The sequence below is a fragment of the Chromobacterium sp. ATCC 53434 genome, assembly GCF_002848345.1.
GTDB lineage: Bacteria > Pseudomonadota > Gammaproteobacteria > Burkholderiales > Chromobacteriaceae > Chromobacterium.
In genome coordinates, this window is sequence record NZ_CP025429.1 from 2,560,539 (window position 1) to 2,587,154 (window position 26,616).

14 protein-coding genes are annotated in these 26,616 nt (G+C 69.3%); 8 read left to right on the forward strand and 6 right to left on the reverse strand.

Annotated features, from left to right (window positions below; all coding sequences use genetic code 11):
• The first annotated feature begins 27 nt into the window (after positions 1-27).
• Together CXB49_RS11610 and CXB49_RS11615 are read left to right on the forward strand one after the other, a co-directional pair.
• On the forward strand, positions 28-891 hold the full coding sequence (locus CXB49_RS11610; protein WP_101708546.1) for a hypothetical protein: 864 nt from the start codon (positions 28-30) through the stop codon (positions 889-891).
• Between the two features lie 198 nt (positions 892-1,089).
• Positions 1,090-2,496 carry a hypothetical protein gene (locus CXB49_RS11615; RefSeq protein ID WP_158300793.1) on the forward strand — a complete coding sequence of 469 codons (1,407 nt, stop codon included), beginning with the start codon at positions 1,090-1,092 and terminating at the stop codon, positions 2,494-2,496.
• A 78-nt stretch (positions 2,497-2,574) separates the two neighbouring features.
• On the opposite strand, the gene CXB49_RS11620 is transcribed toward CXB49_RS11615, so the two are convergent.
• A complete protein-coding gene (locus CXB49_RS11620; protein ID WP_158300794.1) occupies positions 2,575-4,983 on the reverse strand; it encodes a reprolysin-like metallopeptidase in 2,409 nt (802 codons plus the stop codon).
• Positions 4,984-5,213: 230 nt separating this feature from the next.
• On the opposite strand from CXB49_RS11620, the gene CXB49_RS11630 reads away from it, so the two are divergent.
• Both CXB49_RS11630 and CXB49_RS11635 read left to right on the forward strand, forming a co-directional pair.
• Positions 5,214-6,260: an IS630 family transposase gene (locus CXB49_RS11630; protein ID WP_101706528.1), complete on the forward strand. Its 1,047-nt coding sequence runs from the start codon at positions 5,214-5,216 to the stop codon at positions 6,258-6,260.
• Positions 6,261-6,373: 113 nt separating this feature from the next.
• On the forward strand, positions 6,374-6,787 hold the full coding sequence (locus tag CXB49_RS11635) for a hypothetical protein (protein ID WP_101708550.1): 414 nt from the start codon (positions 6,374-6,376) through the stop codon (positions 6,785-6,787).
• 28 nt (positions 6,788-6,815) lie between these two features.
• Here the strand turns inward: CXB49_RS11635 and CXB49_RS11640 are convergent, their stop codons facing one another.
• From CXB49_RS11640 to CXB49_RS11650, 3 genes are read right to left on the reverse strand one after another with little or no spacing between them, the layout of a single operon-like run.
• Positions 6,816-8,195, reverse strand: coding sequence for an efflux transporter outer membrane subunit (locus CXB49_RS11640; protein WP_101708551.1), 1,380 nt, complete (start codon positions 8,193-8,195; stop codon positions 6,816-6,818).
• The gene (locus CXB49_RS11645; protein WP_101708552.1) at positions 8,192-11,320 is read right to left on the reverse strand and encodes an efflux RND transporter permease subunit; all 3,129 of its coding nucleotides are present in this window, start codon (positions 11,318-11,320) and stop codon (positions 8,192-8,194) included. Before CXB49_RS11645 ends, CXB49_RS11640 begins: the two co-directional genes overlap by 4 nt.
• Before the next feature lie 3 nt (positions 11,321-11,323).
• Positions 11,324-12,412, reverse strand: a complete 1,089-nt coding sequence (locus CXB49_RS11650) for an efflux RND transporter periplasmic adaptor subunit (protein WP_233492782.1) — start codon at positions 12,410-12,412, stop codon at positions 11,324-11,326.
• 213 nt (positions 12,413-12,625) lie between these two features.
• Between CXB49_RS11650 and fepB the strand changes: the two genes are divergently transcribed.
• Positions 12,626-13,627: a Fe2+-enterobactin ABC transporter substrate-binding protein gene (gene fepB, locus CXB49_RS11655; RefSeq protein ID WP_101708554.1), complete on the forward strand. Its 1,002-nt coding sequence runs from the start codon at positions 12,626-12,628 to the stop codon at positions 13,625-13,627.
• A 65-nt stretch (positions 13,628-13,692) separates the two neighbouring features.
• On the opposite strand, the gene entS is transcribed toward fepB, so the two are convergent.
• The gene (entS, locus tag CXB49_RS11660; protein WP_101708555.1) at positions 13,693-14,973 is read right to left on the reverse strand and encodes an enterobactin transporter EntS; all 1,281 of its coding nucleotides are present in this window, start codon (positions 14,971-14,973) and stop codon (positions 13,693-13,695) included.
• Between the two features lie 143 nt (positions 14,974-15,116).
• Between entS and fepD the strand changes: the two genes are divergently transcribed.
• Genes fepD through CXB49_RS11675 form a run of 3 tightly spaced genes read left to right on the forward strand, consistent with a single transcriptional unit; the run spans position 15,117 to position 18,009 of the window.
• Positions 15,117-16,133 (forward strand): Fe(3+)-siderophore ABC transporter permease, encoded by a 1,017-nt coding sequence (gene fepD / locus CXB49_RS11665; protein WP_101708556.1) that lies wholly within the window; start codon positions 15,117-15,119, stop codon positions 16,131-16,133.
• Positions 16,130-17,173 (forward strand): iron-enterobactin ABC transporter permease, encoded by a 1,044-nt coding sequence (gene fepG, locus CXB49_RS11670; RefSeq protein WP_101708557.1) that lies wholly within the window; start codon positions 16,130-16,132, stop codon positions 17,171-17,173. The genes fepD and fepG overlap by 4 nt, the downstream gene beginning before the upstream one ends.
• Positions 17,170-18,009 carry an ABC transporter ATP-binding protein gene (locus CXB49_RS11675; protein WP_233492783.1) on the forward strand — a complete coding sequence of 280 codons (840 nt, stop codon included), beginning with the start codon at positions 17,170-17,172 and terminating at the stop codon, positions 18,007-18,009. The genes fepG and CXB49_RS11675 overlap by 4 nt, the downstream gene beginning before the upstream one ends.
• A 66-nt stretch (positions 18,010-18,075) precedes the next feature.
• On the opposite strand, the gene CXB49_RS11680 is transcribed toward CXB49_RS11675, so the two are convergent.
• A complete protein-coding gene (locus CXB49_RS11680) occupies positions 18,076-26,571 on the reverse strand; it encodes a non-ribosomal peptide synthetase (RefSeq protein ID WP_233492784.1) in 8,496 nt (2,831 codons plus the stop codon).
• Positions 26,572-26,616: the final 45 nt, after the last annotated feature.

Consider the following 26,616-nt stretch of genomic DNA (forward strand, 5'->3'; position numbering starts at 1 on the left):
TCCGATTTCACAACAGGAGCATCCGCGATGAAAACCCCTATCCTGATCCTGGCCGCCGCCATGCTGGCCGGCGCCGGCCACGCCGCCATGGCCGCCGGATCGAAACCCCCGACGCGCGCCGTCGCGCCGGCGCCGATGTCCTACGGCCAGACCCAATGGATCATGCTGGGCTCGCCGGTCCCCGACGGCTGGGTCATCACCCGCAGCACCGGCACGATGAACGAGATCACCGATGTCCGCGGCGCCAGCTACGCCCAACGGGTCACCGCGATGCTGGGTTCGCCGATTCCGGAAAACTGGATCATCGTCCGCGCCAACGGCAATTCCAATGACATCATCTACGTCAAGGGCGCTTCGCTCGACACCGAATACACCGCGATGCTCGGCTCTCCGATCCCGGACGGCTGGATCGTCGTTCGCGCCAATGGCAACACCAATGTGCTGCACTACGTCACCGGCTCCAGCTACGGCCGCCGGATGACCGCGATCCTGGGTTCGCCGATCCCGGAAAACTGGATCATCGTCCGCGCCAATGGCAACGCCAACGACATTATCTACGTCAAGGGCGCCTCGCTCGACGCCGAATACACCGCGATGCTCGGCTCCCCGATCCCGGACGGCTGGGTCATCGTCCGCGCCAACGGCAACAGCAATGTGCTGCACTACGTCACCGGTTCCAGCTACGGCCGCCGGATGACCGTGATGCTGGGCTCGCCGCTGCCGGCCGACTGGGTGGAAGTGCGCGCCAACGGCACCAGCAACGACATCTACTACACGAAGGGCGCGCCGGTCGGCACCGAGCTCCAGGTGATGCTGGGCTCGCCCATCCCCGCCGGCTGGGTGGTGGTGCGCGGCGGCGGCAACACCAATGTCATCAAGCGCCTGAGCTAAAGCGCGCCTTCCGTCCCGCCCGCGGGGCGGGAGGCATTCGAAACGCCCCGGCCAAGGAGCGGCTCCGGCCGCTTCGCCTCGAAATCGACAAGGTTCGCGTCACTCGACGCTCGTGTCGTCGAAAATAATCATTTTCTTAAAGTATCAAAAAATCAACGATGTTAAATTGACAATTGTCCTACAACATCGGAATGCACCATGCTTATCAGGAGCCAATCCCTTCCGCGGATCGCCATGCGGCAGGAACACAACGACACCCAGCGCCCGTCCATTTCCTCCAAGCTGGCGCATTCGCTGGAACGCGTCGCCCAAAGCCCGACACCGGCAGCCGGCAGCAGCGGGAAAACAAGCCACCGCCCCTCGATTCAGACAGGCATTTTCAATGCCGGGCGCGTGCCCGCCAACGGCAATGCCGCCATCGCCGCGACCGCTTCCGCCGGCCAGACGCCGCGCAATCACCCGATCGAGATCAAGATCAATCCGCAGTGGGCCGACAAGCAGACACGGGCGGCGTGCAAATACGCCCCCGTCATCATCGGCAAAGGCCAGGACGCGGAGGCGATGAAAAGCATGCGTTCGGTGGAGGAAAATCGCATCGCGACATGCCGGCAGCTGGCCATCGCCGATCGGCCTTCGGATCGATGCGGCTGGATTTCCTTCATCAGGCATGATCCGTCCAGCGACCTGCGCTTCGGTCCGGAAAACGTCCCCGCCATCGTCATCAGCGGAGGCAGCGCAAACAAGATCGCCCAGGACCTGGGCAAAGACTTCAGCCTCGCCTGGCATCCGATGAATATGCGCGGCGAACCCGTTTATCTGCTGGTCCACAAGATGGATTACCGGACTTACGCCTCCGCGCTGAAAGACGCGCTTGAACAATACCCCAACCTGCACCTTGTCGCCTGGGATGGCGGCCAGCTGACCGGCTTCGGCGCGGCCAGAGCCGCGGCCACCACCCTGGCCGACTCCCTGCCATACCGGCCGGAAAGAATCCTGATGATGGATCAGGATGTCGTGCAAACCGAAGGCACCAGGCATAGCAGGCCCGACGTTCGCCAAGCCGTGATCGACAAACACGGTTCAAGCGGCAAGCCCATCATAGGCTATGGCGTCGGCTACCCGACCCGGCAGGATGTCCCCAAACCGTTCGCCGCCACCGCCAAGCCGGATCCGCAGGACTTCAACTCCCCCGCCCAGCAGTTTGTGTCGATTCAGGCGCCATTCCGGGAACGCCGGGGCGACGGCATCTATCCGGCCCACATGGTGGCGGGCGGCGAAGACATGCTGATGGGACTGCAGCTGGGCCTCGCCGACAATGGCAGCAACACGGCGATACTCGACGACAGAATCGTCAAGAAAGAGTTGAAAGGACCAGTGGACCAGCCGAATGCCTACTGGAACAAGGCGCGCGTCGACACCCTGGAGGCGCTGTTCGAATCCGAGAAAGGCACCAGGGTTCTTTTCGAAGGCCAAGACATGACGCTGGATCAGCTGATGAAGCTGTTTGTACAGAGACAGTGGCTGGCGTCGCATCCCAGCGCCGACTCATACAATGCCGCGGCCTGCGTTATCGAGCGCATCATCTTGAGGCTGAACAAGCAGTAAACCGCTTGTCGGCGGGTCGGGGGCGCGTCGCGATGACGCCCCCGCCGCAGCGAGCCGCCGCCATCCGCGACGGCTCGCTCACACATCGCGGAAAAACCGCACCCGCTGGCTGCCCGCCATCGTCAGCGCGTCGGCGATGGCTGTCCTGGCCCCGTCGCCGACCGCCCAGTGCGTGATGCCGTAGCGCTTGGCGGACGCCGGACTCAGACGGACGCGCGCGCCCTTGTTGAAATGATAGGCATCGCCAGGATCGGTCAGCCGGACAGAAAAATCCGGATTCTGCTCGCCGATGAAGCGCAGGGAAACCAGGCCCGGCAACGGCGGCACCAGCTCGAAAGTCACCGGGACCGCGTCCTGCCATCCGTTCAGGCACACGCGCACCACGGTATCGCCGTCCATCGAGAAGTCCAGGTAGCAGGACATCTTGTGTTCGTCCTGGCGGCCGGCGACGCGCTGACCGTTGATTTCCCAGTGATCGAACAATTTGAACAAATTGGGAAACTCCAGCGATATCCTCTGGCCCCTGGCCGCGCCGTGAAGCCGCTCGTTGCCGGGCTCCTCATCGAAATACGACAGGCATTTCGAATCGACGGGAATTCGCTCTATCTTCAGCTTGCACTCCCGCCGCCTCAACCGCGCTTCCAGCTCGCGCGGTCCGGTCGATGTCAGTTCGAATTGATGGATGCCGCCTCCCCAGGCCTTGGCGACGCCATCCTCCCGCCACTCCGTCACCTCGGTCGCCGCCACTTGCCGCAGCGAAAAAGCCGCCATCGATTTCGAGTGGCCGGCCGCCACCAGATACCGCCCCGGCAAGCTGGGACCGGGCTTTGGAAGCAGATTGATCGCGCCGGCCGGCAGGCATTGCGGGGCCGCCACGATATCGGCCCGGATATCGAAATAGATGTCCAGAGTATGCGATTCATCCATGGTCAGCGCGATGGGCCATTCCGCCGTGTGCCGCTGCGCGCCGACGACGGCCACGCCGTCGACCTTCCAGTGGTCCAGCCGCACGCCTTCCCGCGGCGCGACGATCACAGTGACCGTGCCGTGCCGCGGCAGATGGCTCAGCCCGCGCGGGATCACGGCGGCCGCCTCCGCCTCGTCCACTCCTTTCAGCTCCACCATGGCGCCATCCTGATCGACGATACCCCAGACGGCCACCTTCAGCGTCGCCACCTGATCGGACGAAGACTTCAGCCCGCCGGTCTTGTAACGGCTGAGTTCCTGCGCGCTCCACCGCAAGAAGGGCGCCGCGCTGGCGGCATTGGGCAGGCCCGGCGCGATGCCGGTCGGCTGGCCCTGCCAGGTCTGCTCGTGGTCCGAATACATCGGCAGCGCCCTGGCCCCGTCATCGGCGTCGCTCGAATAGGCCATGACGGTGAAGAAAGACTTGTCGGGCGGAATATAGCCCCTGGCATAGCCATACAACTGGTCGCTGACGTCGCCCGATTCCATCTCCTCGTGCTCGGAATGCCTGGCGCCCAGCAGATGCCCCAGCTCATGGGCCAATGCATGGTCCGGCGACAACATGTTCCAGGGCTTGCCGCTGGGCCGCGTCACTTGCAGCGCCAGCGCCAGCACGCGCTGGTGGAAGGCGACGCCGGCGGCGTTCGGCGGCGCCGGTATGTCGCCGGCCTTGCCGACCACCACGCCGAGACCGCTCGGAGACAAAGTGCCGTGCACCGCCAGCAGGACGACGATATCGGTCTTGCCTTCGGCCAGGTGCGCGAGCAACTCGGCATGCAGGCTCCCCTTGTCGTCCAGCGCTTCGCCCAACAAGCCCTGCGTATCGATGTTTTTTGGCTCGCCGGCGAACGGCCGCGCCTCGATATGGACGCGCGCCGGCATCCTGCTGTTGGCGAAGACGGTATTGGTGTCGTCCTGGACCAGCAGCATCGCCAGCTCGATTTCCGCCTGGCCTATCTTCAGCTGCGCTTTCGCCGCGGCCGCCGGATAGAACGCGCATATCGAGATCAGCGCCGGCTCCTCGGCCGCGACGAAACGGACCCGACGGCCCGAGTCGGCGTCGAGCACGCCGGCCTCCCCGGACCGAACCGGCCGCTGCGCGACCGTATCGCAATGCAGCGGCTCCGGCGGCGGCGACAAGGTCACCCGGACCTGCGCGTCCCCGGCCGGATGGATCAGGTAATGCCGGCCATCGACGACGACCTTGCCGGCCAGCATCGCCCCCTGCTCTTCCCGCACGGAAAAGGCCAGGCAGGCCGACAGGTCCCGACCGCCAGCCGCCAGGCCGTGCCAGAGGTGAAGACCGGGCCTCGGCGATTCCGTCCTGTGGCTCAGGCAAACGCCGCCGACACCGGGAAACAGCATCAGTCCGATGCCGCCGGCCTCGCCCCCGCTCCGGGCCTGCTCAAGCGCCTGCAGCAATACCTGCGCGTCAAAGTCCAGAACCCGTCCCTGCCGCTGCTGATCCAGGTTCGCCGGAGCCTGCGAGGAACAAGCTGGAAACAAATCCCCAAAAATCATGGCGCCTCCCATCCTGTGGCCATGTCCGCGCGCGGCGGGCCATCTCGGCCGTTTCAATCGGATGGGGCAATGCTAGCGGCGGCGGGACGGCGATGAGCCGCCGGCCGCGTTTATTCAGAACGCTCCCAAACAGTCGGGACCGCGCCTGCCAGACCGGCGCCCGGCCCATCGCGGCCCGGCGCCGCTATTAATCCGGCAGTAATAATCCGTACAGATTGTATACTTCCGGCATGGAAAAAATCGATGTGCGCAAGCTTGAACTGGCCGCCCGTGAGCAGCTGAGGCGTACCGCTATCCGGATGTACAAGCGAGGCCGGTCTCAAGCCAGTATTGCCGAAGAACTCGGGCTGCGCCGCCCCACCATTTCCGCCTGGGTGGTGCGTGAGGCAGCACTAGGTGCGCAGGGATTCAAAGAACAGAAGCGCGGTCGCGCCGAAGGCACCGGCCGTCGGCTGACCGAGGCGCAGGAAGCCCGGATCAAGCAGGACATCGTGGATCGCACGCCAGACCAGATGAAGCTGAGGTTTGCCCTGTGGAGTGCTCAGGCGGTCAAGGCTGTAATCAAGCAGATGTTTCTGATCGATCTGCCGATCCGTACTGTCCGTCTGTACTTGGCCCGCTGGGGCTTTACGCCGCAGCGCCCGCTCAAACGCGCTTATGAGCAGCGACCGGCAGCAGTCGAGAAATGGCTCAAGGAGGAATACCCGGCTATCGTCGCGCGTGCCAAAGCGGAAATGGCTGAAATCAGCTGGGGCGACGAATCGGCGGTGTCGAGTGTTGAGCACTTTCCGCGTGGCTACGCCCCAAAAGGCCAAACCCCAGTTCTGGTGTTATCCCAATCGAAAAGAGCGCGCATCAACTTGATTTCGGCCATTACCAACCAAGGCAAGATGCGCTTCATGCTGTACCGGGAGACCTTGACGGCCCGGGTGCTGATCAAGTTTCTGATGCGGCTGATCCGTGATGCTGGCGGCAAGAAGGTGTTCTTGATCCTCGACAACTTGCGCGTGCATCACAGCAAGCTGGTGCAAGCATGGTTGGAGGAGGAAGAGAACAAGAAGGCGATTGAGTTGTTCTTCCTGCCCAGCTACTCACCGGAACTGAACCCGGATGAATACTTGAACGGCGACCTGAAGGCCAGAATGAGCGCAGGTGAGCCGGTTCGATCAGACGGTCAACTTCAAGGGAAAGTGCTGTCCCATTTACGCTCATTGCAGAAGCAGCCGGCCAGAATCCGGTCGTACTTCCGGCATGAAAAAATCCGCTACGCGGCATGAGCTTTCTGTACGGTATTTGACTGCCGGATTAATAAGTAATAAACATTATTGCCAATCACCTGTCGAATTGCATACAACTCAATGCATTCGCACCCTCGACGATTGGATAAGCTATGAAAGGATGTCTTTTCGCGGCGCTGGCCGTCCTCTCGACCATCGGCGCCTCTACGCCGGCCCTCGCCGACGGGATCGGAGATCAACTGGCCGACTCGGTCTGCCTGTCCCTGAGCACGCCGGCGCTGCCGCCAGCCTACGTGGCCGGCAACGATGTCGACATCAGCAAACCCGGCCTGGCCGACGCTGGACTGGTCTTCGAGGAGCACGGCAAGAAATGGTATCGCTGGACCAAGCTGCCGGAAGCCGGGCCGACAGCGGCGACAACCCATGTCTACGCCCTGTGCCAGGTGTATGCGCAGACGGAGCGGCCGTCTCCGACCACGCCGCCGTCCATCGCCTTCGTGCTCCGGGCCGACAAGGCCGTCGGGCCGGGCACGGCCAACTGGTTCGCCTATATCAGAAATCCATGACCGTCCCGCCGCCCGTCCGGGGCGGGATTCAATCGTCGACCCCGCCGCCCAGCGCGCGGTACAGCGCCACCATATTGCCGGCCTCGGCCAGCCGCGCGGCGATCGACGACTGGCGCGCCGCCTGCGCCGCGCGCTGCGCCTCCAGCAGGCTCAAATAGCCATCCAGGCCCAGCCGGTAGCGCGACTCGGCCAGCCGCTGCGCGGCTTCCGCGCTGAGGAGCGCCGCCTGCCGGGCCTGCCGCTCGTCGGCGACGGGGCCGCGCCTGGCCAACGCCTCGGCCGTTTCCCGGAAACCGGCCTGCAGCGCCTTCTCGTAAACCGCCCGCGCCGCCAGCCGCTGCGCGTCGGCCTGATCGACGCCGGCGCGGGCGGCCCCGCCGTCCAGCAAGGGCATGCCGACATTCAAGGCCGCGGCGAAGGCCCGCGCCGGCGTCGCCAGCAGGCCGGCCAGCGTCAGGCCACTGAGGCCGGCGCTGGCGTCCAGACCCAGCCTGGGCAACAGCGCCGCGCGCGCGGCGGCGACATCGGCGTCGGCGGCGCGCAGCAGGCTCTCCGCCTGGCGCACGTCGGGCCGACGCAGCAAGACGCTGGCCGGCGCGTCCAGCGGCGGCACCGTCAGCGTATAGTCGCGGGCATCCAGGCCGGCCGGCAGCCGCGCCTCGTCCAGCGCGTCGCCGACCAAGAGCTGCAAGGCCAGCCGGTCCGCCTCCGCCTGCCCCTGGTAGCGGGCGACATCGGCCCGCGCCTGGTGGCGCACCGCCTCCATCGCGTTCAGATCCAGTTGCGACGAGGCGCCCAGCCGCAGCCGTTCCCGCGTCAGCGCCAGCGAACGCTCGGCGCTGTCCAGCGTGGCGCGCGCCGCCGCCAGCTGGCTGCGGTCGGCCGCCAGCGTCAGATAGGCGCTGGCGGTCTCGGCGATCAGACTGACCCGTGCCGCCTGCGCGCCGGCCTCGCTGGCCAGATAGCGCCGCCACTCCGCGTCGCTGAGACTCCGCACGCGGCCGAACAGGTCCAGCTCGAAAGCGCTGACGCCCAGGCCGGCGCCGACGCTGTGGCTGTCGGCATCGAGCGCCGCCGCGCCGCCGCGCGTCAACTGCCGGCTGGCATTGCCCTGCAGCTGCGCCGTCGGCAGTCGCGCCGCGTCCTGTATCCGGTACTGCGCCCGCGCCGCCAGCACATTGGCGGCCGCCACGCGCAGATCGCGATTATTGGCCAGCGCCGCCGCTATCGTCTCGCGCAGGCCGGCGTCGACAAAGAAGTGCCGCCACGCCGCCGGCGCTTGGGCGACGCCCGCCTCCGCCGACGGCCAGCTTTCGGGCACCGGCGCGGCCGGCGGCCGATAAGCCGGTTCCGATGTCGCGCAGGCCGTCAGCGCCGCGCAGACCAGCAAGATGGGAATCCGCTTCATGGCCGCGCCTCCGCCAGCTTCAAACGCCGCGGTGCGACGCGGCCGGCCAAACCTCGTATCAATACATGCGCCAGCGGCACGAAAAACAGCGTCAACAGCGTGGCGGACACCACCCCGCCCAACACCGCCGCGCCGATGGCGTTCTGGCTGCCGGCCCCCGGCCCGCCGGCCCAGACCAGCGGCGCCACGCCGACGCCGAAGGCCAGCGAAGTCATCAAGATGGGCCGCAGCCGCTGCCTGGCGGCGGCCAATGCCGCGTCCAGCGCCGCGTCGCCGCGCCGTATCGCCGCCTCGGCGAATTCTATGATCAGGATGGCGTTCTTCGCCGACAGGCCCATCGTCGTCAGCAGGCCCACCTGGAAGTAGATGTCGTTGGAGAGGCCGCGCGCCATCACCGCCAGCACCGCGCCCAGCACGCCGAGCGGAATCGCCGTCATGGCGGCGCAGGGCACCAGCCAGCTTTCGTACAGCGCCGCCAGACACAGGAAGACGAACAATATCGACACCGCGTACAACAGCGGCGTCTGGCCGCTGGACAGCCGGTCCTGGTAGGACAGGCCGCTCCATTCGTACTGGGTGCCCGGCAACTTGCCGGCGACGGCCTCCACCGCCCGCATCGCCTCGCCGGAGCTGACGCCTGCGGCGGCCGAGCCCGACAGCGGCAGCGCCGGCAGGCCGTTGTAGCGGTTCAGCTGCGCCGGGCCGTATTCCCAGCGCGCGCGGGCGAAGGCGGAGAACGGCGTCATCGTGCCGTCGGCGCCGCGGACGAACCACAGGCCCAGGTCCTCGGGCTTGGCGCGGTACGGCGCGTCGGCCTGCATCATCACCTTCTTCACCCGGCCGCGGTCGACGAAATCGTTGATGTAGCGCCCGCCCCAGGCCGCGCCCAGCGTGTCGGCGATATTGGCCGGATCCAGCCCCAACGCGGCGGCCTTGCCCTGGTCGACGTCCAGCCGCAGCTGCGGCTTGTCGTCGGCGGCGCCGGAACGCACGGCGCTGAGCCTGTCGTCGCCCTGGGCGGCCTTCATCAGCTGGTCGCGCGCCTTGGCGAGATGCTCGCGGCCCTGGCCCGACACATCCTGCAGCCAGAACTCGAAGCCGTTGGTCTGGCCCAGCCCGCCTATCGGCGGCAGCACCATGCCGAAGACCTCGGCGTCGCGCTGCGAGGCCAGCGCGGCGGTGGCGCGGTCCGCTATCGCCTGGGCGCTGTTCTCGGCGCCGCGCCGCAGCGACCAGTCCTTCAGCGCGACGAAGGCCATGCCGGCGTTTTGCCCCGAGCCGCCGAAGCTGAAACCGGACAGCATGTAGACCGATTCGACATTGGCCTTCTCGGTCTCCAGGAAATGCTTCTCCACCGCGCGCGCCACCTTGTCGGCGCGCTCGTGAGTGGCGCCGGTGGGCAGCGTGAACTGCGCCATCACCGTGCCCTGATCCTCGTCGGGAATGAAGGCCGTGGGAAGCCGCGGGTACAGCGCGGCCAATGCGGCGACCAAGGCCAGATAAACCAGCGCGCCGCGCAAGGGCCGGCGCAGCCAGGCCGGCAGCCAGCGGCCGGCATAAGCCGACTGCAAGCGCTGGAAGCGGCGTTCGAACGCCGCCAGCGGGCCGCGTTCGGACGGCGTTTCCGGCCGCAGCAGCGTCGCGCACAGAGCCGGCGTCAAGGTCAGCGCCGTCAGCACCGACAGCGCCATCGCCGCGACGATGGTGATCGAGAACTGACGATAGATGACGCCGACCGAGCCGCCGAAGAAGGCCATCGGCAGGAACACCGCGCCCAGCACCAGGCCGATGCCGACCAGCGCGCCGCCGATCTCGCCCATCGAGCGCACGGTGGCCTCGCGCGCGTCCACGCCTTGCTCATGCATCACCCGCTCGACGTTTTCCACCACCACAATGGCGTCGTCGACCAACAGGCCGATGGCCAGCACCATGCCGAACAAGGTCAGCGTGTTGATGCCGAAGCCGGCGACCGACAGCACGCCGAAGGTGCCCAGCAGCACCACCGGCACCGTCAGCGCCGGAATCAGCGTCGCGCGCCAGTTGCGCAGGAAGACGTACATCACCAGCACCACCAGCGCCACCGCCTCCAGCAGCGTTTCCATCACCGCGCGTATCGACAGGCGGACGAAATGGGTGGTGTCTTCCGGATAGGCGACGCGGATGCCGGACGGGAAATTGCGCTCCAGCTCGGCGACGCGCGCCTTCACCGCCTCGGCGGTGGCCAGCGCGTTGGCGCCCGGCGCCAGCATCACCGCCAGACCGGAGGCCGGATGGCCGTTCAAGCGCGAACTGCTGCCGTAATCCTCCTGCCCCAGCTCCACCCGCGCCACATCGCCCAGCCGCACCGCGCCGCCGTCGGGCAGCGCCTTGACGACGATGTCGCGGAATTGCTGCGGCGTCGACAAGCGCGACCAGGCGGTGACCATCGCGTTCAACTGCTGGCCCGGCGGCGACGGCAAGGCCCCCAGCTCGCCGACCGAGACCTCGGTGTTCTGCTTGGAGATGGCGGCGCCGACGTCGGACGGAATCAGGCCGTAGCTATTGAGTTTGTGAGGGTCCAGCCACACCCGCATCGCGTACGGCGTGCCGAAGGCGCGCACCGAACCTACGCCGTCGACCCGGCTCAGCGGGTCCTGCACATTGCTGGCCAGCCAGTCGGCGATGTCGGTGTCGCCGCGCTGGCCGCTGACATCGTAGAAGGAGGCAATCAACAGGAAGTCGCCCTGCATCTTCTGCACCGACAGGCCGTTCTGCTGCACCGGCTGCGGCAGCCGCGCCAGCATCTGGCTGACCTTGTTCTGCACCTGCACCTGGGCGGTGTCGGCGTTGGCGCCCTGGCGGAAGGTCAGCATGATCTCGGCCTGGCCGGACGAGGAGCTGGTGGAGCTGAAATACATCAGATTGTCCAGGCCCTTCAACTCCTGTTCCAGCACCTGGATCACGCTGGTCTCCACCACCTGGGCCGAGGCGCCGGGGTAGCTGGCGCTGACCATCACCGTCGGCGGCGCGATGTCCGGGTATTGCGACACCGGCAGCGCGCGCAGCGCGAACAAGCCGGCCAGCATGATGACGATGGCCAGCACCCAGGCGAACACCGGCCGGTCTATGAAGAAACGCGCCAACATCGTCTAGCTCCTCCCCGCCTGGACCGGGACCGCCGCCTCGCCCGGACGGGCGCGCTGCAGGCCGTCGACGATCAGGCGATCGCCGGCCTTCAGCCCGGCGCTCACCAGCCAGTAGGCGCCGTGGGTGCCCTCGGTCGTCAACACCCGCTGCTCCACCTTGCCGCCGGCGCCCAGCACCAGCGCGGTGGCGCGGCCCTTGTCGTCGCGCGCCACGCCCTGCTGCGGCGCCAGCACCGCCTGACGGCGCACGCCCTGCTCCAGCTCGGCCCGCACATACATGCCGGGCAGCAGCAGGCCTTCGGGATTGGGGAATTCCGCGCGCAGCGTCACCGCGCCAGAGACGCGGTCCACGTTCAATTCGGTGAAGCGCAGCTTGCCGGCATGCCGATACGGCGCGCCATCCTCCAGCTTCAGCCTGGCGGCCGCGCCGGCGGGCGCCAATTCGCCGTCGGCCTGCCGGCGCTTGAAGGCCAGCAGGTCCTGGCTGGACTGGACGATGTCGACATACATCGGGTCCAGCTGCTGGATGGTGGCCAGAGCCGCGCTCTGGCCCGACGTGACAAGCGCGCCCTCGCTGACGGCGGAGCGGCCGATGCGGCCCGCGATCGGCGCCAGCACGCGGGTGCGCGACAAATCCACCCTGGCCGCCGCCACCGCGGCCTCGCCGGCCTTAGCCGCCGCCAGGCCCTTGCGATAATCGGCGTCGGCCTCCTCGCGCTCCTGGCGGCTGACGCCGTCTATCCTGGCCAGTTCGGCATAACGCTCGGCGCGGCCCTTCAGGCTGCCCAGCGCGGCGCGGGCGGAGGCCAGCGTCGCCTCGGCCTGCTGCAAGGCCGCCTGGTAGCCGGCCGGGTCTATCTGATACAGCAGGTCCCCGGCCTTGACCAGGCCGCCCTCGGTGAAATGCCGTTTCAGCACGATGCCGTTGACCTGCGGCCTGACCTCGGCGCTGCGATAGGCCACGGTGCGGCCGGCCAATTCGGCCTTTACCGCCACATCCTTGGCCTCCAGCGTCACCACGCCCACCTCGGGCGGCTTGCCCGCCTCCGGCGCCGGCTCCGCGCCCTTGCAGGCGGCCAAGCCAGCCGCCATCGCCACAACCGTCAATATCCGCATCATTCCGTGCATTCCGGCCCGGCGCATGGCGCGGGCGCATTCCGTATTCAGTGTCAAAGCCGCGGGCAGCCGCCGTCCCAGCCAGCGCGCCGGCGACGCCGCGCTTGGCCTGGGCGGAAATGTTAATGATAATACTTATCAATTGCAATAAAATAGTATGACAGCACTGTAGAATAACGAGGACTATCGATGCCATACGCTCACCGAACCCGCCGCGACGCCCTGCGGCTGACTTTCATCTCCGGCCTGGCCCTGCTGCTGGCCGCCTGTGACGCCCCGGCCCGGCAGGAGGCCGACGCCGCCCCCAAGGCCGGCTGGCCGCGAACGCTGGACACGCCGAAAGGCAAGCTGACGCTGGAGAGGATGCCGCAGCGCATCGTCTCCACCAGCGTGACGCTGACCGGCACCCTGCTCGCCATCAACGCGCCGGTCGTCGCCAGCGGCGGCAGCGCCGCCCATTCCAAGGCCACCGACGACCAGGGCTTCTTCACCCAATGGAGCGAGGTGGCCAGGCAGCGCGGCGTGACGCCGCTATACCAGGGCGAGCCGAACGCCGAGGCCATCATCGCCGCCCAGCCGGACCTGATCGTGATGGCGGGCACCGGCGGCGACTCGGCGCTGAAGCTGTACGAGCAGTTGAGCCAGATGGCCCCGACCCTGGTGGTCAATTACGACGACAAGAGCTGGCAGGAGTTGGCGACGCTGCTGGGCCGGGCCACCGGCCGCGATGCCGACGCCCGCGCCGCCATCGCCGGCTTCGACGCCGAGGCCGCCCGGGTGAAGGCCGCGCTGAAACTGCCGCCGCAACCGACCGCGGCGCTGGTCTATTACGAGGACGGCTCCGGCGCCAATCTGTGGACGCCGCAATCGGCGCAGGGCAAGCTGCTGCAGGCGCTGGGCTTTACCCTGGCCACCGCGCCGGACAGCGTCAAGGGCAATACCAGCATGGGCGTGCGCCACGACATCATCCAGCTGACCGGCGAGAAGTTCGCCGACGGCCTGCGCGGCCAGTCGATGATCCTGTTCAACGCCGACCAGGGCCAGGTGCCGCAGGTGCTGGCCAACCCCTTCCTGGCCGGCAACGCCGCGGTGCGCGGCAAGCAGGTATACGCCGCCGGCCTGGACACCTTCCGCCTCGACTACTACAGCGCCCGCAATCTGCTGGAGCGGCTGCGCAAGCAGTTCGGCTGAAACCCACCCGGGCGGCGGCAATAAAAAAAAGCGGACCGAAGTCCGCTTTTTTTGATATCCGACGCTCAAGACCCCGCACCCTGCTCCGCCGGTTCGCCGTCGGCCTCGCCCTCCGGCGCATGGCCGCCGGCCAGGCGGCGCAGCGAGCCGAAGCCGGCGCTCATCAACAGGCCGGCCGCCGCCGCGCCGATGCCGAACCAGCTGACCGCCATCAGCGGCGCCAGCGCCCGCGCCAGCGCGCCCAGGCCCAGCGCGCCCAGACTGTCGCCGACGACGTCCTGCGCGTTCCACAGGCTGTTGACGCGGCCCAGCAGGTGATCCGGCGTATGGCCCTGCACCAGCGTGAACTGCAGCAGCGAGGCGATCGAACCCAGATAGCCGAGCACCGCCAGCGCCGCCAGGCCGTAGGCCAGGTGGGTGAAGGCGCCCAGGGACGCGATCATCAACGACGAAGCGGTCACGCAGGCCAGCATCATCGCGCCGGGACGACCGAGGCCGCCCACCCAGCCGCTGGTGAAGGCGCCCAGCATCGCGCCCAGCGGCACCGCCGAATACATCAGCCCCACCTCGAAGGCGCCGCCGCCGTAGCCGTCCTCGGCCAGCGACGGGTACAGCACCCGCACCGCGCTCAACAGCGTCTGCAGCGTGCCCACCGCCACCACCGCGCCGACCACCTTGTTCTGCCACAGGAATTCGAAGCCCTCCAGCAAGGAGCGCAGCGGGTGCGATGGCTCGACGTCCTGCGGCTTCAAGGACGGCAGCCGGGTCAGCGGGATCAGCGTCGCCAGCGTGCCGATGCCGGCCAACAGATAGTTCCAGTTGACGCCGGCGGCGGTGATGACGAGGCCGCCCAGCAGCGGCGACAGCACCGCGCCGAAGCGCACGGTCAGCATGCTCAGCGCGCCGGCGGCCGGCAGGTTCTCGCGACCGACGATGACCGGTATCGACGCAATCAGCGAGGTAATGCCGATGCCGGTGAAGAAACCGTCCCAGGCCGACACCGCGTACAGCGCCGCCACCGACGGATGGGTCATGAAGCCGTTCAGGGCCAATGCCAGGAAGCCCAGGCCGCAAGAGGAGCGGCCGAGCAGGATCAGGCGGCGGCGGTCCATGCGGTCGGCCAGCACGCCGCCGCACATCAGGCCGGCGAACATGCCGATGCCGTCCAGCGCCATCGCCATGCCGACCTGCAGCGTGGAGCCGGTCAGCTGGTGGATCTGCACCGGCACCGCCACCATCAGGAGGCCGAAGGCGAACACCGAGATCATCCGGGCGATGAAAATGGAACGGAAATGCGGATTCAGCTTGAGCAAGCTGAAATCGACGAGGATGGACGATTTTTTCATATTATCAGCGCAGTGATTCGACAATGGGGACGGGCGCCGCACGGACGGCGCAACGATAGCGATGACAGGCCGCTTCACGGGCCTGTCCCTGCATGTAACAGGCATGGTAACATTGGCAATTGTTATTAGGAATCATTTTCATTATGCCGACAAGCCCCGCCTCCTCGCCTGGACGACGCGCCGCCCTGCTGCTGGCCTGCCTGGCGCTGCTGGCCGTCGTTTCCGCGCTGAGCCTGGCGCTGGGCGCCAAGCCGATCCCGCTGTCCGTCGTCGGCGACAGCCTGCTGGGCCGCGCCGTCGGCCCGGACAGCGTGATCGTGCTGCAGGGGCGGCTGCCGCGCACCTTGCTGGGCCTGCTGGCCGGCGCGGCGCTGGGCCTGTCCGGCGCGCTGATCCAGGCGCTGAGCCGCAATCCGCTGGCCGACCCCGGCATACTCGGCGTCAACGCCGGCGCCAGCTTCGCGATGGTGCTGGGCGTCGCCGTCTTCGCCGTCGACAGCCAACTCGGCCACATGGGCTGCGCGGCGGTCGGCGCGCTCTGCGCCACCGCGCTGGTCTACATCGTCGGCGCGCGCGGCCGCCGCGCCGATCCGCTGCGCATCGTGCTGGCCGGCGTCGCCGTCGGCGCGGTGCTGATGGGCCTGTCGGCCGCCATCACCCTGCTCGACCCGATCGCCTTCAACCGGCTGCGCTACTGGAACGCCGGCACGCTGGACGTGCGCGACATGGCCGCCGTCGGCCTGGCCGCGCCGGCCATCCTGGCCGGCGGCCTGCTGGCGCTGTTGCTGGCGCGGTCGCTGAACGCGATGGCCCTCGGCAACGACCTGGCGCTCAGCCTGGGCGGCCGGCCGCTGCTGACCCAGGCCGGCACCGTCGCCGCCGTCACGCTGCTGTGCGGCGCCAGCACCGCCGCCGCCGGGCCGATAGGCTTCGTCGGCCTGATGATTCCGCACGTCGCCCGGCGGCTGGGCGGCGTCGACCTGCGCTGGAGCCTGCCCTTCACCGCGCTGCTCGCCCCGATTCTGCTGCTGGCCTCCGACATCGTCGGCCGCTTGCTGACGCCGGGCGAATTGCGGGTGTCCATCGTCACCGCCTTCATCGGCGCCCCGGCGCTGATCTGGCTGGCGCGCGGCCAACACGCGGCCGGGGGACGGACATGAAGACCGCCGAACTGCGGCTGGGCCATCCCGACGGCCGCTTCAATCTGCGCATCCGGCCGGGCCGGCTGTGGCCGGCGCTGCTGCTGATGGCGGCCTGCGCCGCGCTGGCCTTGCTGAGCCTGCGCGCGGGCGCCTTGCACCTGAGCATCGAACAAGTCTGGGCGGCGCTGCAGGGCCGCGGCAGCCGGCTGGAAGTGGCCGTGGTCCAACAATGGCGGCTGCCGCGCGTGGCGATGGCGCTGGTCATCGGCGCGGCGCTGGGCATCAGCGGCGCGATCTTCCAGTCGCTGCTGCGCAATCCGCTGGGCAGCCCCGACGTCGTCGGCTTCAACACCGGCGCCTATACCGGCGCGTTGCTGGTGATCACCACTATCGGCGGCAGCCATTTCGAGGTCGCCGGCGGCGCGCTGGCCGGCGGCCTCGCGTCCGCCGCCCTGGTCTATCTGCTGGCCTGGCGGCGCGGCGCGCACGGTTTGCGACTGATCATCGTCGGCATCGCCGTCAGCGCGATGCTGAGCGCGCTGAACAGCTGGCTGATGATCAACGCCAGCCTGGAATCGGCGATGAGCGCCGCGATCTGGGGCGCCGGCTCGCTGAACGGCATGACCTGGAACAAGGGCTTGCCGTCGGCGCTGTTCTGCCTGCTGGCGATGCTGGCGGCGCTGGCGCTGAAACCGCGGATGCGGCTGCTGGAAATGGGCGACGACTGCGCCAGCGCGCTCGGCGTGCCGGCCGAGCGCACCCGGCTGTGGCTGATGGCCATCGGCGTCGCGCTGATCGCCTCCGCCACCGCGGCCGCCGGCCCCATCGCCTTCATCGCGCTGGCCGCGCCGCAGATCGCCCAACGCTTGCAGCGCGCGCGCGCCACCAGCCCGCTGACCGCCGCCTGGACCGGCGCGCTATTGCTGTTGGCGGCCGACTACGCCGCCCAACACCTGTTCTATCCGCGCCAGCTGCCGGTTGGCGTCGTCACCATCTGCATCGGCGGCCTCTACCTGCTGTGGCTGCTGCTGCGCCAAACCGGAGGCGCGAAACCGTGACCACCCTGTCCCTGAAGCTGAACCCCGCCGCGGCCATCGATCCCGCCCTGCCCGCCGCCGGCCTGCCCAGGCTGTCCGGCGACGGCCTGCGGCTGGGCTATCGCCAGCGGACGATCTGCGAACGGCTGAACCTGCGGATTCCCGACGGCTCCTTCACCGTCGTCATCGGCCCCAACGGCTGCGGCAAATCGACGCTGCTGCGCAGCCTCAGCCGCCTGCTGAAGCCGCTGGACGGCCAGGTGCGGCTGGACGGCCGCGACATCCACAGCCAGCCGGCCAAGGCGGTGGCGCGCCAGCTGGGCCTGCTGCCGCAAAGTGCCGTCGCGCCGGACGGCATCACCGTCGCCGATCTGGTCGCGCGCGGCCGCTATCCGCACCAGGGCCTGCTGCGGCAATGGAGCCGCGACGACGAGAACGCGGTCAACGAAGCACTGAAAGCCACTGGCACCGCCGAGCTGGCCGACCGTCTGGTCGACGAGCTGTCCGGCGGCCAGCGCCAGCGCGCCTGGGTGGCGATGGCGCTGGCCCAGCAGACGCCGCTGCTCTTGCTGGACGAGCCGACCACCTATCTGGACATCGCCCACCAGATCGAACTGCTGGAGCTGTTCCGACGGCTCAATCGCGACGGAGGCCGCACGCTGGTGGCGGTGCTGCACGACATCAACCACGCCTGCCGCTACGCCACTCATCTGATCGCGATGAAGGACGGCCGCATCGTCGCCGAGGGCGCGCCGTCGCGCATCGTCACCGCCGAGCTGATCGAACAGGTGTTCGGCCTGCCCTGCCTGATCATTGAGGACCCGGTCAGCCATACGCCGATGGTGATTCCGCGCTGATTTCGTTTTGTTCCACCCCCATGAAAAATGGCCCCTTTCGGGGCCATTTTCATTTGCCGGGACCGATCAGCCCAGGCTGTCCACCTCCTTCAGGATGCCGTCCAGCAACGGCCCCAGCGTCTCCAGCGACTGCGGCGACACGATGTCCTCGTGCGCGCAATCGAGCTCATGCACGGTCAGGCCGGCCAGATGCGGCCGCCATGTCTCACGCACGTCCATGCCTTCCGGCAGTGTGCGGCGGGCGACGAACAGCGTGGCCTCGCCGTCGTAGCGCGGCGTGCGCGCCTGCGACAGCAGACGCACCGCGTCCTGGTAGTTGGCGACGATGTGGCCGAACATCTCGGTCTTCTCGCGCAGCATGAAGGCGTCGGCGGCGTCCTCGGTCGCCGACATGAACTGCTCCTGCTCGCGCGCCACCTCGGCCTTGGCCTCGTCCTCGGTCGGGCCGTTCCAGTCCTGTCCCTCCGGCGGATAGGTGTCGAGCAGGCCCAGGAAGGCGACCTCCTCGCCCTGCTGCCTGAGCTTGGCCGCCAGCGCCTGCGCCACCGTGCCGCCCAGCGAATAGCCGATCAAATGGTACGGCCCCTGCGGCTGGATGCGCCGCAGATTGGCCAGGTGGCGTTCGCACGCCTCGTCCATGTCGACGCTGCGGGCGATGGCGCCGTCCGGCCGCGGCGACTGCAGGCCCACCAGCGCGAGACCGGGGCGCAGATGGCGCGACAGGCCGCTGTACTGCCAGGCGAAGCCGGAAGCCGGGTGGATGCAGAACAGCGGCCGCCCCTTGCCGGCGCGCAGCGGCAGCACCTCGCCGAAGCCGGCCAGCGCCGGGTCGGACATGAGGCCGCTGTCGGACAGCACCGCGGCCAGCTTGGCCACCGTCGGCGAGCTCATGATCTGGCCGACCGACACCGGCAGCTTCAGCTCGCGGCGCAGCGTCGCCGCCAGCCGCATCGCCAGCAGCGAATGGCCGCCCAGCGCGAAGAAGTCGTCGTCGGCGAACACCGCGTCGCTCTCCAGCGTCTCGGCAAACAGCGCGGCGATGCGGCTCTCCAGGCCCGGACGCGGCTCGCGGCCCTCGGCCGCCGCCGTAGCAGACGGCTCCGGCAGCGCCTTGCGGTCCAGCTTGCCGTTGGCGCTAAGCGGGAAATCCGCCAGGCGCATCACCGCCACCGGCACCATGTGCGCCGGCAGGACCTTGGCCAGCGCCGCGCGCAGCGCGTCGGCCTCGGGCGGATCGTTCGGATCGGAAGCGATCACATAGCCGACCAGCTGGCGATTGTCGGCGCCGGCGGCGTGGGCCGCCTGGCCGCCCAGCGCGCGGGCATGGACCACGGCGCGGGCCACGCCCGGCTGCGCCAGCAGCGCCGCCTCGATCTCGCCCAGCTCGATGCGCTGGCCGCGTATCTTCAGCTGGTCGTCGCTGCGGCCCAGATACTCGACCGCGCCGTCCGGCAGCCAGCGCGCGATGTCGCCGGTGCGGTACATCCGCTCGCCGTCGGCGTACGGGTCGGCGACGAAGCGGGCCGCGGTCAGGTCCGGCCTGCCCAGGTAGCCATGGGCCAGCTGCACGCCGCACAGATACAGTTCGCCCGGCGCGCCGACCGGCACCGGCCGCAGCGCGGCGTCCAGTATCCGCAGCGCGGTGTTCCACACCGGCAGGCCGATCGGCACGCTGGCCGATTCCGGCGCCGGCTTGGCCGCCGGCTGGTAGCTGACGTCCACCGCCGCCTCGGTCGGGCCGTACAGATTGTGCAAGGGCGCGGCGACCAGGCCGGCGTAGCCGTCGGCCAGCTCGCGCGACAGCGCCTCGCCGCTGCAGAACACGCGGCGCAGGCCGACCGCCTGGGCCGAGCGCGCCGCAGCGTCGCCCTGCATGTGGGCCAGCAGCGCCGCCAGCATCGACGGGACGAAGTGCAAGGTGGTGACGCCGCGCGCGGCGATCAGTTCCAGCAGCGCCTCCGGATCGCGGTGGGCGTCCGGCGGCGCCATGAACAGCCGCGCGCCGACGATCAGCGGCCAGAAGAACTCCCACACCGACACGTCGAAGCTGCAAGGCGTCTTCTGCAATACCACGTCGTCGCTGCCCAGGCCGTATTCGTGCTGCATCCAAACCAGGCGGTTGACGATGGCGCGGTGCGAGACCAGCACGCCCTTGGGCCGGCCGGTGGAGCCGGAGGTGTACAGCAGATAGGCGGCGTGATCCGGCGTCAGCGTCGGCGCGTCGAAGGCCTGCGGCTTGGCCGCCAGCTCATCCTGCAACAACAGCGTGCCCATCGCGGCGAAGCGCGGCGCCAGCTCGGCGCAAGTGACGATCAGCGCCGGCCTGGCGTCGGCCACCATATAGGCCAGCCGCTCATCCGGATAGCCGGTGTCCAGCGGCAGATAGGCCGCGCCGGCCTCCTGCGCCGCCATCAGCGCCAGGCTAAGGTGCACCGAGCGCGGCAAGGCCACGGCGACGATGTCGCCCGGCTTGACGCCGGCCGCGCGCAACCGGCCGGCCAGATGGCCGACCTGGGCGCGGGTTTCGGCGTAGCCGAGCGTGTGCGTCTCGTCCAGCAGCGCCGGCGCGTCCGGCGTCCTGGCCGCTTGTTCCGCCAACAGCGACGGCAGCGTGGCTTCGGGTATGACGGCGGCGGTGGCGTTGACCTGTTCGATCAAGGTGCGCTCGGCGCCGGTCAGCGGGTCGAAGGCCGACCACGGCAGCTCGGGCGAGAAGGCCAGATGCTCGAGCAGCGCCAGCATCCGTTCGGCCAGCTGCTCCGGCTCCTTGACCAGGTCTCGATACTCGATCAGCAGGCGCAGCCGGTCTCCCGGCAACGCCAGCACCGTCAGCGGATAGTGGGTATGGCCGCGATTGCGCAGCGCGGCGATGCGCGCGCCGTGGTAATCGCGCGACTGCATGTCCTGGTCCGGGTAGTTCTCCACCACCAGCAGCGTGTCGAACAGCGTGGTCGCGCCGGCCAGGCGCTGGATTTCGCCGAGGCCGATGCCGTCGTGCTCCAGCAGACGGATCTGCCGCGTCTGCAAGTCGGCCAGCTGTTCCCACAGCGGCGCGTCCGGCCGCAGGACCACCCGCACCGGGATGGTGTTGCTGAACAGGCCGATATGCTCGTCCACGCCGTCCACCGGACTGAAGCGGCCCGACACCGGCGAGCCGAACACCACGTCGCTCTTGCCGGTCAGCACCGACAGCAGCGCACCCCACATGCCTTGCATCGCGGTGTTCAGGGTCAGGCCGCGTTCGCGGCAGCGTTCGGTCAGCGCGTCTTCCAGCGCTTGCGGCAGCAGCAGTTCGAATTCCCGCACCTCAGGCGCGGCCGTCTGCTGGCCGAACAGCAGCGTGGGCTTGACGCCGTCCAGCGTCTGCAGCCACAGCTGCCGCGCCGGCGTCAGGTCGCGCGCCGCCAGCGCGCGGACCACGCTGGGGTAGTCGACGCGGATCGCCGGCAGCATGTCCGGTCCGTCGCCGTAGGCAGTCAGCAGGTCGCGCAGCATGATGGGCGTCGACCAACCGTCGACGACCAGGTGGTGCGCGGTCAGGAACAGCGTGGACAGCTTGCCGTGGCGCGCCAGCGTCGCCTGCAGCAGCGGGCCGTCGCCGGGGCCGCCGACGGCAAAGTCGCGGTCCAGCTCCTCATGCTCCAGCGCCTGCAGCGCCTCGGCCTCGTCGGCCGACGCGGCCAGCTCCAGCTCGCGCCACGGCCATTGCGGCAGCGCCAGCGGCAGCAGTTGCAGCGGCTCGGCCTGGGCCTCGCTGTCGAAACCGGCGGCCAGCTGCGGATGGCGGCGCAATACCGCCGCCAGCGCGGCGCGCAGCCTGTCGCGATCAAGCTCGCCCTCGAAGGTGACGCGGGTGATGGAGTTGTACTTGCCGGCCGCCTCGCCCAGCTGGGCGTGGAACAGCAGGCCCTGCTGCAGCGGCAGCACCGGCAGCGCGGCGGCCAGGCTGCCGTGGCGCTCGGTCAGCGCCGCCAGTCCGGCGTCGGACAGCGGCGCGCCGCCGCCGCCCAGCGTCTCGGCGGCCACCAAGGTGTCGGCCGCGGCCAGCGGGTCGCGCTCGGCCAGGGCCGAAAGCGACGCGATCGCGCTGTCCATCCGCGGTCCCAGCCTTTCGATGGCGTCGGCGCCGAACAGCGCGTCGGCCCAGGTCCAGTTGACCGCCACCCGCGGCGCGGCGCCGGACTCGTCGACGAAGACATTGGCCTCCAGCCCGTACTGCAGCGGCAGCGCCGGGTCGATATCGACGGCGAAGGCGTCGGCGAAGCGGCCGCCGGCGGCCAGCGGCGTCCATTCGCCGTCGCCGGCCTGGAAGCGGCCCAGATAGTTGAACAGCAGCGCCGGGCGGTTCTGCGCCTCCAGCGCGGCCAGCGCCGGACCGTGCTCGTCGTCCAGATGGCGCAGCACGCCATAGCCCAGGCCGTGATCCGGTATCGCCCGCATCACGCGCTTGACCGCGCGCAGCGCCGCCAGGGCGGCCGCGTCGCCGGCCGGCTGGGCCGACAGGTCGAACAGCGCCGGGTATTCGGCGGTCAGCCAGCCGACGGTGCGGCCAAGGTCGATGCCGTCGTCCGCCGCGTGGCGGCCGTGCGATTCCAGACCGATGCGCAGCCGCTGCGCGTCGAATTCGCCGCGGCAGGCCAGCAGCAGCGAGGCCAGCAGGATTTCCTCCACCGTCGCGCGGCAGGCCTTCGGCAGTTTTTGCAGCAGCGCCGCGCTGGCCGCCTCGCCGAGCAGCGCGCGGCTGTGGCGGGCCGCGTCGTGACGGTCGCGGGAAGCGTCCAGCGCCTTGGCGCTCAGCGCGTCGGCCGGCGCGGCCAAGGTGCCGCGCCACATCGCCAACTCGCCGCGGCGGGCCGGCACCTGGGCCGCCAGCGTTTTCGCCCACTCGCGCAGGCCGAATTCCTCGCGCGGCAGCTGGACGGCCAGACCGGCCATCGCCGCCTCGCAAGCGGACTGCAGCGCCGGCAGCAATGCGCGCCAAGACACGCCGTCGACCGCCAGGTGGTGAATCGCCAGCAGCACATGTTTGCCGTCGGCCCCATCCCGCAGCGCGGCCTGCAGCATCAGCCCGTTTTCCGGGTCCAGGCGCGCGCAGGCGGTTTCGAACAGACTGTCCGGCGTCGCCTCCGGCGCGGCCTCGATCAGCACCCGCGCGTCGAGCGCCGCCGGCGCGGCGTCCAGATGCAGCTGGCCGTCGGCGGCGCGGCTGCGCAATGCCGGGTGGGCGCGCTGCAAGGCCAACAGGCCGGCGGCCAGGTGTTCGGCGCCCAGCGCCGCCGGCGCCTTCAGCCACACGCCCTGGACGAAGCGGCTGGCCATACCGTATTGCTCGGCGAACCAAGCGACGATGGGCAGCTTGCCCAAGGGCCCCGCCGCGTCGTCGGCGGCCGGATTCGCGGCCGACAGCGGCTGCAACGCCGCGGCCATGCCGGCCGGCGTGCGCTTGGCGAACACGTCGCGCGGACGCAGCAGGAAGCCGGCGCGGCGCAACTCGGTGCCCAGGCTCATCGCCGAGATGCTGTCGCCGCCCAGCTGGAAGAAATCGTCGTCGGGACCGGTCTGATCCAGATTCAGCACCCGGGCCACCGCCGCGCACAGCAGGCGCTCGGCGTCGTTGGCCGCCTCGCGTCCGGCGGCGGCGTTTTGCGGCCGGATCGCCGGCAGCGCCTTGCGGTCTATCTTGCCATTGATGTTGACCGGCCATTCCGGCAACACCGCCAGCGCCGACGGCACCATGTAGTCGGGCAGCGTCTCGGCCACCTGCGCCAGCAAGGCGGCGGACAGGCCTTCCTCCTGATGGCGGTCGGCGTCGGCCATCGTGCAATAGGCGATCAGCCGGTGGCTGCCGCCAACCGCCTCGGCCAGCACCACGGCGGCGTTGACGCCCGGCAGGCTGGCCAGCGCGTGCTCGACCTCGCCCATCTCGATGCGGAAGCCGCGCACCTTGACCTGGTGGTCGACGCGGCCGATGAAGTCCATCTGGCCGTGGGCGTTCCAGCGCACCAGGTCGCCGGTGCGGTACATCAGCTCGCCGTCGCCGAAGGGGCTGGCGACGAAGCGGGCCGCCGTCAGCGACGGACGGTTCAGATAGCCCAGGCCCAGGCCGGCGCCGGCCAGGTACAGCTCGCCGGCCACGCCGATGGCGACCGGGCGCAGCGCGGCGTCCAGCACCAGCGCGCGGGTATTGGCCACCGGCCGCCCCACCACCGGCTCTTCGGCGATCGAGCCCGGCGCGCCCAGCGCCGAGATCGTGTATTCGGTCGGCCCGTAGAAATTATGGAAATGCAGCTGCGAGTAGCCGCGCATCTCCTTCCACAGCGCCGGCGGTACCGCCTCGCCGCCGACCATCACCATGCCGGGCTGCCAATGGCCGTCGTCCATCAGGCCGCAGTCCAGCATCTGCCGCAGCAGCGACGGCGGCACATCCATCTCGTCGATGCGCTCGCGGCGCACCAGATCGACCAGCTGCTGCGCGTCGCGGCGCAGCTCCTCGTCGCACAGATGCACTTCCTGGCCCATCAGCAACCAGAACAGCTGCTCCAGCGCGCCGTCGAAGGACAGCGAGGCGGTCTGCATCGTCCGCACGCGGCGGCCGCGGGAGCGGACGAAATCGCCGAACAGGCCGGTCTGCTGGCTCAACAGCAGGTTCAGGAAGCTGGCGTGGGCGATCATCACGCCCTTAGGTTTGCCGGTGGAACCGGAGGTGTAGATCATATAGGCAAGCCGGTCGCCGTCCAGCGGGCGCAGCCGTTCCGCGTCGTCCAGCGGACGGGCGGCATGGGCGGCCAAGCGCGCGCGGACCTCGCCATCGTCCAGGCACAGCGCCGGCAGGTCCGGCAGCCGGTCGCGGACGTCGGTGCGGGTCAGCAGCAGCGCCGGCGCGGCGTCCTCGCACATCAGCGCCAGCCGCTCCGGCGGATAATCCAGGTCCAGCGGCAGGAAGGCGGCGCCGGCCGCCAGCGTGCCCAGTATCGCCACCACGGTGTCGACGCTGCGCGGCACGGCGACGCCGACGACACTGCCGTCGCCGATGCCGCGCGCCAGCAGCTCGCGCGCCAATTGCGCGACGCGGGCCGACAGCTGGCCGTAGCCCAGCCGCTCGTCGCCGCAGACCAGCGCGGTCTCGTTTTCGTATTGCGCGGCGCTGGCCAGGAACACGTCCATCACGGTGCGCACGCCGGCCGGCGCGTTGACGCGCGGGCCCTGCGACCATTCATCCAGCGCCGCCTTCTCGGCGGCGCTCAGCAGCGGCGCCTCGTCCACCGTCGCGCCGCCGGCCAGCGCGGCGATGAAGCCTCGCAGCCGCCAGGCGTGCCATTCCAGCTCCGCCTCGTCGTAGCGCGCCGGATTGGCGCTCAGCTCCACCATCAGCGCCTCGCCCTGCTGCCAGATGCCGAATTCGATGTCTTCGATCGGTCCGACCGCCAGCGGCAGCGTGACGCCGTCCACCTCGTCCAGTTTCAGCGACTGGTCGTAGATCTTCAGATTCAGCGTCGCGCCGTACAAGGCGCGGCGCGAACCGACCATGCCGCTGTCGCGCTGGATCTGCTCGGCGTCGTAGCGCTCGTGGCGGCGCACCCGCTTCAATTCGTCGGTCAGCCGCCGCGCCAGCGCCGGCAGATCGTCGCCGCCGGCCACGTCCAGCGCCACCGGCAGCACATTGACCACCGGCCCGGTCGCGTGCAGCGCCGCCGCCCCCATCCGCCGCATGAAGGGCAGGCCCATCGCCACCCTCGCCTTGCCGCTGATCCGCGACAGATAGGCGAAGGCCGCCGCCATCGCCCGCTGCGGCGCCGCGGCGCCGCCCAGCGCGCGCGTGGCGTCGCCGCGCAGCTCGAAACGCCGGCGCAGCACGTCGACGTTGGCCGCCTCGTCTCCGGCCAGCGCGTCGCGCGACGACAAGGTCGACGGCGCCGGCAGCGCCGCCGCGTAGTCCAGCCAGAACGCGCGGTCCTCCGCGCAGCGCGGGCTGGCCAGATAGGCGTCGCGCTCGGCCGCCACTTCGGCGAAGGAGACGAACGGCGACGGCGGCGGCGTCTCGCCGCGCCCCAGCGCCCGGTAGATGTCGGCGATGCGCCGGTTCAACGCGGCGAAGCTGTAGCCGTCGACGCAGACATGATGGTAACGCTGATACCAGAACCAGCGCTCGCCGGCGCCGTCCGCCAGCTTGAACAGACTATGCAGATACAAGGGACGCTCGCCGTCGGCCGCCAGATCGGCGGCCAGATCGGCGCGCATCCAGTCGCGGGCCCGCGCTTCCGGATCGGCCTCGGCGCCGAGATCCCAGCAGTCTGGCAAGGCCGCATGGTCGCGGGTCCGCAGCGCCGGTCCCGCCGACGTCTCGGCATAGTCGGCGACGACGGTGTCGGCCTCGGCCAGCCCCAACCGTATCGCCAGTCGCAGCCGCTCGGCGTCTATCGCGCCGTTCAGCTCGACGCAGTGGGCGACGGTATAGGTATTCCTCTGTTCGGCGATCTGGTCGGCGAGCCAGATGCCCAGTTGCGAACCAAACAGCGGCAGTTCCCGCTCGATGGCGGATGGTCTTGTTGCAATGCTCAACACGATGTTTTCCTGAATGCGGGTGATTCGGAACGGCGGCTGCGCCGC

Coding starts and splice junctions, on each gene's coding strand:
- CXB49_RS11610 (WP_101708546.1), top strand. CDS start 28: ATGAAAACCCCTATCCTGATCCTGGCCGCCGCCATGCTGGCCGGCGCC.
- CXB49_RS11615 (WP_158300793.1), top strand. CDS start 1,090: ATGCTTATCAGGAGCCAATCCCTTCCGCGGATCGCCATGCGGCAGGAA.
- CXB49_RS11620 (WP_158300794.1), bottom strand. CDS start 4,983: ATGATTTTTGGGGATTTGTTTCCAGCTTGTTCCTCGCAGGCTCCGGCG.
- CXB49_RS11630 (WP_101706528.1), top strand. CDS start 5,214: ATGGAAAAAATCGATGTGCGCAAGCTTGAACTGGCCGCCCGTGAGCAG.
- CXB49_RS11635 (WP_101708550.1), top strand. CDS start 6,374: ATGAAAGGATGTCTTTTCGCGGCGCTGGCCGTCCTCTCGACCATCGGC.
- CXB49_RS11640 (WP_101708551.1), bottom strand. CDS start 8,195: ATGAAGCGGATTCCCATCTTGCTGGTCTGCGCGGCGCTGACGGCCTGC.
- CXB49_RS11645 (WP_101708552.1), bottom strand. CDS start 11,320: ATGTTGGCGCGTTTCTTCATAGACCGGCCGGTGTTCGCCTGGGTGCTG.
- CXB49_RS11650 (WP_233492782.1), bottom strand. CDS start 12,412: ATGGCGGCTGGCTTGGCCGCCTGCAAGGGCGCGGAGCCGGCGCCGGAG.
- fepB (WP_101708554.1), top strand. CDS start 12,626: ATGCCATACGCTCACCGAACCCGCCGCGACGCCCTGCGGCTGACTTTC.
- entS (WP_101708555.1), bottom strand. CDS start 14,973: ATGAAAAAATCGTCCATCCTCGTCGATTTCAGCTTGCTCAAGCTGAAT.
- fepD (WP_101708556.1), top strand. CDS start 15,117: ATGCCGACAAGCCCCGCCTCCTCGCCTGGACGACGCGCCGCCCTGCTG.
- fepG (WP_101708557.1), top strand. CDS start 16,130: ATGAAGACCGCCGAACTGCGGCTGGGCCATCCCGACGGCCGCTTCAAT.